The sequence below is a fragment of the Pseudomonas sp. ML2-2023-3 genome, assembly GCF_037055275.1.
Classification (GTDB): domain Bacteria; phylum Pseudomonadota; class Gammaproteobacteria; order Pseudomonadales; family Pseudomonadaceae; genus Aquipseudomonas.
Genome location: NZ_CP146343.1, coordinates 1,227,212 through 1,239,577, shown reverse-complemented (window position 1 = coordinate 1,239,577; position 12,366 = coordinate 1,227,212). Strand labels below are relative to the sequence as shown.

At 54.1% G+C, this 12,366-nt stretch carries 12 protein-coding genes; all 12 read right to left on the bottom strand.

The genetic code is table 11. The annotated features are described in order from the left end of the window. Window positions 1-2: 2 nt before the first annotated feature. Window positions 3-335, bottom strand: coding sequence for a 50S ribosomal protein L22 (rplV, locus tag V6P94_RS05670; RefSeq protein WP_003444373.1), 333 nt, complete (start codon window positions 333-335; stop codon window positions 3-5). A gap of 13 nt (window positions 336-348) precedes the next feature. Further along, window positions 349-624, bottom strand: a complete 276-nt coding sequence (gene rpsS / locus V6P94_RS05665; protein ID WP_003232420.1) for a 30S ribosomal protein S19 — start codon at window positions 622-624, stop codon at window positions 349-351. A gap of 16 nt (window positions 625-640) precedes the next feature. Then, entirely contained in the window at window positions 641-1,465 is an 825-nt protein-coding gene (gene rplB / locus V6P94_RS05660; protein ID WP_019824364.1) for a 50S ribosomal protein L2, read from the bottom strand. A gap of 14 nt (window positions 1,466-1,479) precedes the next feature. Continuing rightward, entirely contained in the window at window positions 1,480-1,779 is a 300-nt protein-coding gene (gene rplW / locus V6P94_RS05655) for a 50S ribosomal protein L23 (RefSeq protein WP_003444375.1), read from the bottom strand. Then, complete coding sequence (gene rplD / locus V6P94_RS05650; RefSeq protein ID WP_003444376.1) at window positions 1,776-2,378, bottom strand: 50S ribosomal protein L4; 603 nt, start codon at window positions 2,376-2,378, stop codon at window positions 1,776-1,778. Before rplD ends, rplW begins: the two co-directional genes overlap by 4 nt. 12 nt (window positions 2,379-2,390) lie before the next feature. After that, window positions 2,391-3,026: a 50S ribosomal protein L3 gene (rplC, locus tag V6P94_RS05645; RefSeq protein ID WP_003444377.1), complete on the bottom strand. Its 636-nt coding sequence runs from the start codon at window positions 3,024-3,026 to the stop codon at window positions 2,391-2,393. An 81-nt stretch (window positions 3,027-3,107) separates the two neighbouring features. After that, a complete protein-coding gene (gene rpsJ, locus V6P94_RS05640) occupies window positions 3,108-3,419 on the bottom strand; it encodes a 30S ribosomal protein S10 (RefSeq protein WP_003186070.1) in 312 nt (103 codons plus the stop codon). Between the two features lie 142 nt (window positions 3,420-3,561). Further along, entirely contained in the window at window positions 3,562-4,755 is a 1,194-nt protein-coding gene (gene tuf / locus V6P94_RS05635; protein ID WP_003444379.1) for an elongation factor Tu, read from the bottom strand. 35 nt (window positions 4,756-4,790) lie between these two features. Next, window positions 4,791-6,896: an elongation factor G gene (gene fusA, locus V6P94_RS05630; RefSeq protein ID WP_019824367.1), complete on the bottom strand. Its 2,106-nt coding sequence runs from the start codon at window positions 6,894-6,896 to the stop codon at window positions 4,791-4,793. A 30-nt stretch (window positions 6,897-6,926) separates the two neighbouring features. Further along, window positions 6,927-7,397, bottom strand: a complete 471-nt coding sequence (gene rpsG / locus V6P94_RS05625) for a 30S ribosomal protein S7 (protein ID WP_019824369.1) — start codon at window positions 7,395-7,397, stop codon at window positions 6,927-6,929. A gap of 123 nt (window positions 7,398-7,520) precedes the next feature. Further along, complete coding sequence (gene rpsL / locus V6P94_RS05620; protein ID WP_002555494.1) at window positions 7,521-7,892, bottom strand: 30S ribosomal protein S12; 372 nt, start codon at window positions 7,890-7,892, stop codon at window positions 7,521-7,523. A gap of 216 nt (window positions 7,893-8,108) precedes the next feature. After that, window positions 8,109-12,308 (bottom strand): DNA-directed RNA polymerase subunit beta', encoded by a 4,200-nt coding sequence (rpoC, locus tag V6P94_RS05615; protein WP_019824371.1) that lies wholly within the window; start codon window positions 12,306-12,308, stop codon window positions 8,109-8,111. Between the last annotated feature and the right edge of the window lie 58 nt (window positions 12,309-12,366).

Here is a 12,366-nt window from a genome sequence, read left to right as displayed (position 1 = left end):
CGTTACTTGTCAGCAACCTTGACAGTGATATGGCAAGACCGCTTGACGATGCGATCAGCGCGGCCTTTGGCACGCGGCATGATGCGCTTCAGCGAACGCCCTTCGTTGACGAAAACGGTAGCGACTTTAAGGTCGTCAACGTCTGCGCCTTCGTTATGCTCGGCGTTGGCTACGGCCGACTCCAGCACTTTCTTGATGATCTCGGCGGCTTTCTTGTTGCTGAAAGCCAACAGGTTGAGCGCTTCGCCCACCTTCTTCCCGCGGATCTGGTCGGCGACCAAGCGGGCTTTCTGGGCGGAGATTCGAGCGCCCGACAACTTAGCGGCTACTTCCATCGTTCCTTACCCCTTAACGCTTGGCTTTCTTGTCTGCCACGTGCCCACGATAAGTGCGGGTACCGGCAAACTCGCCTAGTTTATGGCCAACCATGTCTTCGTTCACAAGAACTGGGACATGAAGACGACCGTTATGCACAGCGATGGTCAAACCGACCATTTGTGGCAGGATCATCGAACGACGCGACCAGGTTTTCACCGGTTTGCGATCGTTCTTTTCCGCCGCCACTTCGATCTTCTTCAGTAGGTGAAGATCAATAAAAGGACCTTTTTTCAGAGAACGTGGCACTGTCGTATCCCTCTATTTACTTGCGACGACGGACGATCATTTTGTCGGTACGCTTATTACCACGAGTCTTCGCGCCCTTAGTCGGGAAGCCCCATGGCGATACCGGATGACGACCACCAGAGGTACGACCTTCACCACCACCATGTGGGTGGTCAACCGGGTTCATGGCAACACCACGAACGGTTGGGCGAACGCCACGCCAGCGTTTGGCACCAGCTTTACCCAGCGAACGCAGGCTGTGCTCGGAGTTCGAGACTTCGCCAAGCGTTGCACGGCATTCAGCCAATACTTTACGCATTTCACCGGAACGCAGACGCAGGGTCACGTAGACACCATCACGAGCGACCAGCTGAGCCGAAGCACCAGCGGAACGAGCGATTTGTGCGCCTTTGCCCGGCTTCAATTCGATGCCGTGTACGGTGCTACCAACTGGAATGCTGCGCAGTTGCAACTGGTTGCCTGGCTTGATCGGAGCCAAAGCACCCGAAATCAGCTGGTCGCCAGCGCTCACGCCTTTAGGGGCGATGATGTAACGGCGTTCGCCGTCTGCGTACAACATAAGAGCAATGTGAGCAGTACGGTTTGGATCGTATTCGATACGCTCAACAGTGGCTGGAATGCCATCTTTGTCGTTGCGACGGAAGTCGACCAAACGATAATGCTGCTTATGACCACCACCGATGTGACGCGTGGTAATACGGCCATTGTTGTTACGACCACCAGTCTTCGATTTCTTCTCGAGCAGCGGTGCGTGAGGAGCGCCTTTATGCAGCTCCTGGTTGACCACCTTGACCACATGACGGCGGCCAGGGGAAGTCGGTTTGCATTTAACGATTGCCATGATGCACCCCTTCCTTACTCAGCACTGCTGCTGAAATCGAGATCTTGGCCTGGCTGAAGGGAGATTACTGCCTTCTTCCAGTCATTACGCTTGCCCACGCCGCGAGCGGTGCGCTTGCTCTTACCCAGAACATTCAGGGTAGTAACACGCTCAACTTTCACGCTGAACAGGCTTTCGACGGCCTTCTTGATTTCCAGCTTGGTTGCATCAGTAGCAACCTTGAAAACGAACTGGCCTTTCTTGTCTGCCAGAACCGTAGCCTTCTCGGAAACGTGCGGGCCAAGCAGAACTTTAAATACGCGTTCCTGGTTCATCCCAGCAGCTCCTCGAATTTCTTCACGGCCGACACGGTGATCAACACCTTGTCGTATGCGATCAGACTAACTGGGTCGGAACCTTGCACGTCACGTACATCAACGTGTGGCAGGTTACGAGCAGCCAGGTACAGGTTCTGATCAACAACTTCAGACACGATCAGGACGTCTGTCAGACCCATGCCATTCAGCTTGTTCAGCAGATCTTTGGTTTTCGGCGCTTCAACTGCGAAGTCCTGAACCACGATCAGACGATCAGTACGAACCAGTTCAGCAAGGATGGAACGCATTGCTGCGCGATACATCTTCTTGTTGAGCTTCTGAGAGTGATCTTGTGGACGAGCTGCGAAAGTAGTACCACCGCCACGCCAGATTGGGCTACGGATAGTACCGGCACGAGCACGGCCAGTACCTTTCTGACGCCAAGGGCGCTTACCGCCACCACGAACGTCGGAACGGGTCTTTTGCTGCTTGCTACCTTGACGACCGCCAGCCATGTAGGCCACGACTGCCTGGTGAACCAGCGTCTCGTTGAACTCGCCGCCAAACGTCAGTTCGGAAACTTCGATCGCTTGAGCATCATTTACATTTAATTGCATGTCAGCTTCCCCTTAACCGCGAGCCTTGGCCGCCGGACGTACAACCAGGTTGCCGCCAGTAGCGCCAGGAACAGCACCCTTGACCAACAACAGATTGCGTTCAGCGTCGACGCGCACTACTTCGAGGGACTGCACGGTCACGCGCTCAGCGCCCATATGACCGGACATTTTTTTGCCCTTGAATACACGACCAGGAGTCTGGCACTGGCCAATAGAGCCCGGGACGCGGTGGGAAACGGAGTTACCGTGAGTGTTATCTTGGCCACGGAAATTCCAACGCTTGATCGTACCCTGGAAGCCTTTACCTTTGGACTGACCGGTCACATCGACCATCTGACCTGCGGTGAAGATTTCAGCGTTGATCAGATCGCCTGCTTGGTACTCGCCTTCTTCAAGACGGAATTCCATTACGGTACGACCAGCTGCAACGTTTGCTTTAGCGAAGTGACCCGCTTGAGCAGCAGTTACACGCGAAGCGCGACGCTCGCCGACAGTGACTTGCACTGCACGATAGCCATCGGTTTCTTCAGTTTTGAACTGGGTGACGCGATTCGGCTCGATCTCAATGACCGTTACCGGAATGGAGACACCTTCTTCGGTGAAAATACGGGTCATACCGCATTTACGACCGACTACACCAATAGTCATGTTGTAAACCTCATGAGTGTACGGGGCTTTCACCCGCTATGGCCGCCCATTTCAGAGCGTTACACGACTAAGACCCAAGTCTTAGCCGAGGCTGATCTGCACTTCCACACCGGCCGCAAGATCAAGCTTCATAAGTGCATCAACGGTTTTATCCGTTGGCTGGACGATGTCCAGAACGCGCTTATGAGTACGGATCTCATACTGGTCACGCGCGTCTTTGTTGACGTGCGGGGAGACCAGAACGGTGAACCGCTCTTTACGGGTAGGCAGTGGAATTGGACCACGCACTTGAGCACCAGTACGTTTCGCGGTTTCCACGATTTCCTGGGTTGATTGGTCGATCAGGCGATGGTCAAAAGCCTTCAACCTGATACGGATTTGCTGATTTTGCATTGGATTTCAGACTCCGATTGCTATTCCCACCGAGCGCAATACGCCCGTTTAAAGGAGGCGCAATTCTATAGATGGCCCAACTGGGTGTCAACTCAATAAAAAAAGCCCCCGCTGAGCGGGGGCTTTTTCAGGCAATCAAAGCTTAAGCAATGATTTTGGCTACTACGCCAGCGCCGACGGTACGACCGCCTTCACGGATTGCGAAACGCAGACCGTCTTCCATTGCGATGGTTTTGATCAGGGTGACAACCATTTTGATGTTGTCGCCTGGCATTACCATTTCAACGCCTTCCGGCAGTTCGCAGTTACCGGTCACGTCAGTGGTCCGGAAGTAGAACTGTGGACGGTAGCCTTTGAAGAACGGAGTGTGACGGCCGCCTTCTTCTTTGCTCAACACGTACACTTCAGCTTCGAAGGTAGTGTGCGGCTTAACCGAACCCGGCTTAACCAGAACCTGGCCACGCTCTACGTCGTCACGCTTGGTGCCGCGCAGCAGCACGCCGCAGTTCTCGCCAGCACGACCTTCGTCAAGCAGCTTACGGAACATTTCAACGCCGGTGCAGGTGGTAACAGTAGTGTCACGCAGACCAACGATTTCCAGCGGATCTTGAACGCGAACGATACCGCGCTCGATACGACCAGTTACAACAGTACCGCGACCAGAGATCGAGAATACGTCTTCGATTGGCATCAGGAACGGCTTGTCGATAACACGAACTGGGTCCGGAATGTAAGTATCCAGAGTTTCAACCAGTTTACGAACGGCAGTGGTGCCCATTTCGTTGTCGTCTTTGCCTTCCAGAGCCATACGAGCAGAACCGATGATGATCGGAGTGTCGTCGCCTGGGAAGTCGTAAGTGCTCAGCAGATCGCGCACTTCCATCTCAACCAGTTCCAGCAGCTCAGCGTCGTCTACCAGGTCAGCCTTGTTCAGGAAAACCACGATGTACGGAACGCCAACCTGACGGGACAGCAGGATGTGCTCACGGGTTTGTGGCATCGGACCATCAGCGGCCGAACAAACCAGGATAGCGCCGTCCATCTGAGCAGCACCGGTGATCATGTTCTTCACATAGTCAGCGTGACCTGGGCAGTCAACGTGAGCGTAGTGACGGATCAGCGAGTTGTATTCAACGTGTGCAGTGTTGATGGTGATACCACGAGCTTTTTCTTCTGGCGCGCTGTCGATTTTATCGAAGTCAACGATTGCCGAACCGAAAATCTCGGAGCAAACACGAGTCAGAGCTGCAGTCAGCGTGGTTTTACCATGGTCAACGTGACCGATAGTGCCAACGTTGACGTGCGGTAGGGAACGATCAAATTTTTCTTTAGCCACGACAATTAACTCCTTGCCTAAAGGACTGAACTAAATCAGCCTTGTTTTTTAGTAACAGTTTCGACGATGTGCGCCGGAGCTGTATCGTATTTTTTGAATTCCATAGAGTAGCTTGCGCGACCCTGAGACATGGAACGAACGTCGGTCGCATAACCGAACATTTCACCCAACGGAACCTCGGCACGAATAACTTTGCCGGAAACCGTATCTTCCATACCCTGGATCATGCCGCGACGACGATTCAAGTCGCCCATCACGTCACCCATATAGTCTTCAGGTGTAACAACCTCTACCGCCATGATCGGCTCAAGCAGCTCACCGCCACCTTTGGTAGCCAGTTGCTTGGTCGCCATGGAAGCAGCCACCTTAAACGCCATCTCGTTGGAGTCGACGTCGTGGTAAGAACCATCAAACACGGTAGCCTTCAGGCCGATCAGCGGATAGCCGGCAACAACACCGTTCTTCATCTGCTCTTCGATGCCCTTCTGGATAGCCGGGATGTATTCCTTAGGAACCACACCACCTACCACTTCGTTCACGAACTGCAGACCTTCCTGACCTTCGTCAGCAGGTGCAAAACGGATCCAGCAGTGACCAAACTGGCCACGACCGCCGGACTGACGAACGAACTTGCCTTCGATCTCACAGTTCTTCGTGATGCGCTCACGATACGAAACCTGAGGCTTACCGATGTTGGCTTCGACGTTGAACTCACGGCGCATCCGGTCAACCAGGATGTCCAAGTGCAGCTCGCCCATGCCCGAGATGATCGTCTGACCAGTCTCTTCATCAGTTTTAACGCGGAAAGATGGATCTTCCTGAGCAAGCTTGCCCAGTGCAACACCCATTTTTTCCTGGTCATCCTTGGTCTTAGGCTCTACGGCAACCGAAATAACCGGCTCCGGGAAGTCCATGCGAACCAGAATGATTGGCTTGTCAGCGTTGCACAAAGTCTCACCAGTGGTGACATCCTTCATGCCGATCAAGGCCGCGATGTCACCAGCGCGTACTTCCTTGATTTCTTCACGGGCGTTTGCGTGCATTTGCACCATACGACCCACACGCTCTTTCTTGCCTTTAACCGAGTTGATCACGCCGTCGCCGGAGTTCAACACGCCCGAGTAAACACGGACGAAGGTCAAGGTACCCACGAATGGGTCGGTAGCGATCTTGAACGCCAGAGCCGAGAACGGCTCGCTGTCGTCAGCATGACGCTCCAACTCGATGCTCTCGTCATCAGGGTCAGTACCCTTGATGGCAGGAATATCAGTCGGAGCAGGCAGGAAGTCGATAACGGCGTCGAGAACCAGGGGAACACCCTTGTTCTTGAAGGAAGAACCGCAAACAGCCAAGACGATCTCACCAGCGATAGTACGCTGACGCAGAGCAGCCTTGATTTCCGCGATGGTGAATTCTTCACCTTCGAGGTACTTGTTCATCAGCTCTTCATTGGCCTCGGCCGCAGCCTGAACCATGTTGTCGCGCCATTCGTCAGCAAGATCTTTCAGCTCAGCTGGAATTTCTTTGCGAACAGGAACCATACCCTTGTCAGCATCGTTCCAGTACACAGCTTCCATGTTGATCAGATCAATCTGACCCTGGAAGTTGTCTTCGGAACCGATAGCCAGCTGGATTGGAACCGGAGTGTGGCCCAGACGCTTCTTGATCTGCTCAATAACGCGCAGGAAGTTGGCGCCAGCACGGTCCATCTTGTTTACGTAAACAAGACGTGGAACGCCGTATTTGTTGGCTTGACGCCATACGGTTTCCGACTGAGGCTCAACACCCGAGGTACCACAGAACACAACGACAGCGCCGTCGAGTACGCGCAGGGAACGCTCAACTTCAATAGTGAAGTCAACGTGGCCCGGGGTATCGATTACGTTGAAGCGATGCTCGTCCTTGTACTGCTTGGCAGAACCTTTCCAGAAGGCGGTGATAGCAGCAGAAGTAATGGTAATACCACGCTCCTGCTCCTGAACCATCCAGTCTGTGGTCGCGGCGCCATCATGCACCTCGCCCATTTTGTGACTTTTGCCCGTGTAAAACAGTACGCGCTCGGTGGTAGTGGTTTTACCAGCATCCACGTGAGCGACGATACCGATGTTACGGTAGCGACTAATCGGAGTAGTACGAGCCATAAAGCCCTCGCAAAATTAGTGAAGCTGAATTTAGAAGCGGTAGTGCGAGAAAGCTTTGTTAGCTTCGGCCATACGGTGCACGTCTTCACGCTTCTTAACAGCAGCACCTTTACCTTCAGCTGCGTCCAACAGTTCGCCAGCCAAACGCAGAGCCATAGACTTCTCGCCGCGCTTACGGGCGAAGTCTACCAACCAGCGCATTGCCAGGGCGTTACGACGGGACGGGCGAACTTCGACCGGAACCTGGTAAGTAGCACCGCCTACACGGCGCGACTTCACTTCGACCAGCGGAGCGATGGCGTCGAGAGCTTTCTCGAAGATTTCCAGGGGATCGCTGTTCTTGCGTTCTTTAACCTTTTCCAGCGCGCCATAAACGATACGCTCGGCAACGGCTTTTTTGCCGCTTTCCATCACGTGGTTCATGAACTTGGCCAGGATTTGGCTTCCGTATTTTGGATCGTCAAGCACATCGCGCTTGGCTGCTACGCGTCTTCTTGGCATGGATAAGCCCTCAAACGGTCTTCAGGTTAGCTCGGAACCATTACATCCAAAAGATGCACGTCCGACCTTACTCTTATCGACTCAGAAAAAAAGAAATCTGCATTTTTTACCAGCAACCGAATACTACTTCGGCTTCTTGGTACCGTACTTCGAACGACCTTGGTTACGACCTTTAACGCCGGAAGTATCCAAAGAGCCGCGAACGGTGTGATAACGAACACCTGGCAAGTCTTTTACACGACCGCCACGAATCAGTACCACGCTGTGCTCTTGCAGGTTGTGACCTTCACCACCGATGTACGAGGAAACCTCGAAACCGTTGGTCAGGCGCACACGGCATACTTTACGCAGTGCCGAGTTAGGTTTTTTCGGCGTAGTTGTATACACACGGGTGCATACGCCACGACGTTGCGGGCAGTTTTGCAGCGCAGGCACGTCGGATTTCTCGACGATACGCTTACGCGGCTGACGTACCAGCTGGTTGATAGTTGCCATCTACTAGCTCCACTGTTGTCTTGCGACGCTATTGTCTTGCAAGAAAAGCAAAATGGCAGGAACGAATTCCCGCCAAATTTAGGGGTACAAGAGTCTAAAGAGGATCTTGCCCCCAGTCAAGACAAGGCCCCGACCTTCCCACTCATCAAACCCCGACAAAATGTCTCGATTCGATGAACGGAACTGCCGGGGCCCATCTCTCATTTACCGCAGAACTCAGTTACCGCTCGAGTTCAGCGCTTCGGTCAGTGCAGCTTCCACTTCACTGGCGCTCACGCGCAACGGCTTGTCAGCTTCACGGCGGCGCTTGCGCTCGCTGTGGTATGCCAAACCGGTACCTGCCGGGATCAAACGACCCACGACAACGTTTTCTTTCAGGCCACGCAGGTAGTCGCGCTTGCCGGTTACCGCTGCTTCGGTCAATACGCGGGTAGTCTCTTGGAAAGAGGCCGCGGAAATGAACGACTCAGTCGACAACGACGCCTTGGTGATACCCAGCAGGACGCGAGTGAACTTGGATACGAATTTATCTTCGCCGCCCAAACGCTCGTTCTCGGTCAACACCTGAGTCAACTCCATCTGGTCGCCCTTAATGAAGGTGGAATCACCTGACTCGGCAATCTCAACTTTACGCAACATCTGACGCAGAATGGTCTCGATGTGCTTATCGTTGATTTTTACGCCTTGCAGACGGTAAACGTCCTGAATCTCGTTAACGATGTACTTGGCCAGCGCACTTACACCCAGCAAACGCAGGATGTCGTGTGGATCGCTTGGACCGTCGGAGATAACTTCGCCGCGGTTCACTTGCTCGCCTTCGAAGACGTTCAGGTGACGCCACTTTGGAATCAGCTCTTCGTACGGATCAGTACCGTCGTTCGGGGTAATAACCAGACGGCGCTTGCCTTTGGTTTCTTTACCGAACGCGATGGTGCCGCTGACTTCAGCCAGAATCGAGGCTTCTTTCGGACGACGCGCTTCGAACAAGTCAGCAACGCGTGGCAGACCACCGGTGATGTCTCGAGTTTTCGAAGTCTCTTGCGGAATACGAGCGATAACGTCACCGATCGCGATTTCCGCGCCATCCGCTACACCGACCAGGGCGTTGGCTGGCAGGAAGTACTGAGCCGGTACGTCGGTACCAGGCAACAGCAGATCCTTGCCATCCACACCAACCATCTTAACGGCTGGACGGATGTCCTTGCCGGCAGCTGGACGGTCTTTGGCGTCGAGGACTTCAATGTTGGTCATACCGGTCAATTCGTCAGTCTGACGCTTGATCGTGATGCCTTCTTCCATGCCCACGTAGGTCACGGTACCTTTCATTTCGGTAACGATTGGGTGAGTGTGCGGATCCCACTTGGCTACGATCGAGCCAGCGTCAACCTTGTCACCTTCTTTAACCGAAATTACGGCGCCGTACGGCAGCTTGTAGCGCTCACGCTCACGACCGAAGTCATCAGCGATGGCCAGCTCACCGGAACGGGATACAGCTACCAGGCAGCCATCTACACGCTCAACGTGCTTGAGGTTATGAAGACGGACAGTACCGCCATTCTTCACCTGAACACTGTCAGCAGCAGAGGTCCGGCTTGCCGCACCACCGATGTGGAACGTACGCATCGTCAGCTGTGTACCCGGCTCACCGATCGACTGAGCAGCGATTACGCCGACAGCTTCACCGATGTTCACCTGGTGACCACGAGCCAAGTCACGACCGTAGCACTTGGCACAGATACCGAAGCGAGTTTCACAGCTGATTGGCGAACGCACGATTACTTCGTCGATGCTGTTCAGCTCGATGAATTCAACCCACTTCTCGTCAACCAGAGTGCCCGCAGGAACGATAATGTCCTCGGTACCCGGCTTGTACACGTCACGGGCGATTACTCGACCCAGAACGCGCTCACCCAACGGCTCTACAACGTCGCCGCCTTCGATGTGCGGAGTCATCAGCAGACCGTGTTCGGTACCGCAGTCAACTTCAGTCACAACCAAGTCTTGCGCAACGTCTACCAGACGACGAGTCAGATAACCGGAGTTAGCTGTCTTCAAGGCGGTATCCGCCAGACCCTTACGAGCACCGTGAGTAGAGATGAAGTACTGAAGTACGCTCAGGCCTTCACGGAAGTTCGCAGTAATCGGCGTTTCAATGATGGAACCGTCCGGCTTGGCCATCAGACCACGCATACCGGCCAGCTGACGGATCTGCGCTGCAGAACCCCGTGCGCCGGAGTCGGCCATCATGTACATCGAGTTGAACGACTCTTGCTCAACCTCAACGCCGTGACGGTCGATAACCTTCTCTTTCGAGAGGTTGGACATCATTGCCTTGGAAACTTCGTCGTTAGCTTTCGACCAAAGGTCGATTACTTTGTTGTACTTCTCGCCCTGGGTTACCAGGCCGGAGGCGTACTGACTTTCGATCTCTTTCACTTCATCGGTCGCAGCCGCGATGATGCGAGCTTTTTCATCCGGGATAACGAAGTCGTTAACACCGATGGAAACGCCGGAAATGGTCGAGTAAGCAAAACCTGTGTACATCAACTGGTCAGCGAAGATCACGGTCTCTTTCAAACCAACCACGCGGTAGCACTGGTTGATCAGCTTGGAGATCGCTTTTTTCTTCATCGGCAAGTTGACGACGTCGTACGACAGACCTTTTGGCACAACCTGGAACAACAGCGCACGGCCGACGGTGGTGTCGACAATCCGAGTGTTGCTCACGCTGCCGCCATCACGATCGTTGACGGTTTCACTGATGCGAACCTTGACCTTGGCATGCAGTGCGGCTTCGCCGGCACGGAATACACGATCAACTTCTTGCAAGTCAGCGAATACACGACCTTCGCCTTTGGCGTTGATCGCTTCACGAGTCATGTAGTACAGACCCAATACAACGTCCTGCGACGGAACGATGATTGGCTCACCGTTGGCTGGCGACAGAATGTTGTTGGTCGACATCATCAACGCACGCGCTTCCAGCTGGGCTTCCAGCGTCAGCGGTACGTGCACGGCCATTTGGTCGCCGTCGAAGTCGGCGTTGTACGCAGCACAGACCAACGGGTGCAGCTGGATAGCTTTACCTTCGATCAGAACCGGTTCAAAGGCCTGGATGCCCAGACGGTGAAGAGTCGGTGCACGGTTGAGAAGCACTGGGTGTTCGCGGATAACTTCAGCGAGAACGTCCCAAACTTCCGGCAACTCGCGCTCAACCATTTTCTTGGCTGCTTTGATGGTGGTAGCAAGACCACGCATTTCCAGCTTGCCAAAAATGAACGGCTTGAACAGCTCAAGAGCCATTTTCTTCGGTAGACCGCACTGGTGCAGACGCAGGGTCGGACCTACGGTAATTACCGAACGACCCGAGTAGTCAACACGCTTACCGAGCAAGTTCTGACGGAAACGACCCTGCTTACCCTTGATCATGTCAGCCAAGGATTTCAGAGGGCGCTTGTTCGAACCGGTAATAGCGCGACCACGACGGCCGTTGTCGAGCAATGCATCGACCGCTTCTTGCAACATACGCTTTTCGTTGCGCACGATGATGTCCGGAGCGGACAGATCAAGCAGGCGCTTCAAGCGGTTGTTACGGTTGATTACCCGACGATACAGATCGTTGAGGTCGGAAGTCGCGAAACGACCACCATCAAGCGGAACCAAAGGACGCAGATCTGGCGGCAGAACCGGCAGAACGGTCAGTACCATCCACTCAGGAAGGTTGCCGGAGCCCAGGAAGGCTTCCATCAACTTCAGGCGCTTGGACAGCTTCTTGATTTTGGTTTCGGAGTTGGTTTGCGGAATTTCTTCGCGCAGACGGCCAATCTCGTGTTCCAGGTCGATAGCGTGCAGCAGTTCACGGACAGCTTCAGCACCCATACGGGCATCAAAGTCGTCGCCGAACTCTTCCAGCGCTTCGAAGTACTGCTCATCGTTCAGCAGCTGACCTTTTTCCAGAGTGGTCATGCCTGGATCGATAACGACATAGCTCTCGAAGTAGAGAACGCGTTCGATATCACGCAGGGTCATGTCCATCAGCAAGCCGATACGGGACGGCAGCGATTTCAGGAACCAGATGTGAGCAACCGGCGAAGCCAGTTCGATGTGAGCCATGCGCTCGCGACGGACCTTGGCCAGTGCGACTTCAACGCCACACTTCTCACAGATCACACCACGGTGCTTCAAGCGCTTGTACTTACCGCACAGGCACTCGTAATCCTTTACCGGGCCAAAGATCTTGGCGCAGAACAGGCCGTCACGCTCAGGTTTGAACGTACGGTAGTTGATGGTTTCCGGCTTTTTAACTTCACCGAACGACCACGAACGGATCATCTCAGGCGATGCCAATCCAATACGGATGGCGTCGAACTCTTCGACTTGACCCTGGTTTTTCAGCAAATTCAGTAGGTCTTTCAAGGCCTTTCCTCCTGGCGGAGCAGAGAGCGGGCTAAACAGCCCCGCTCTCGATTCGCGT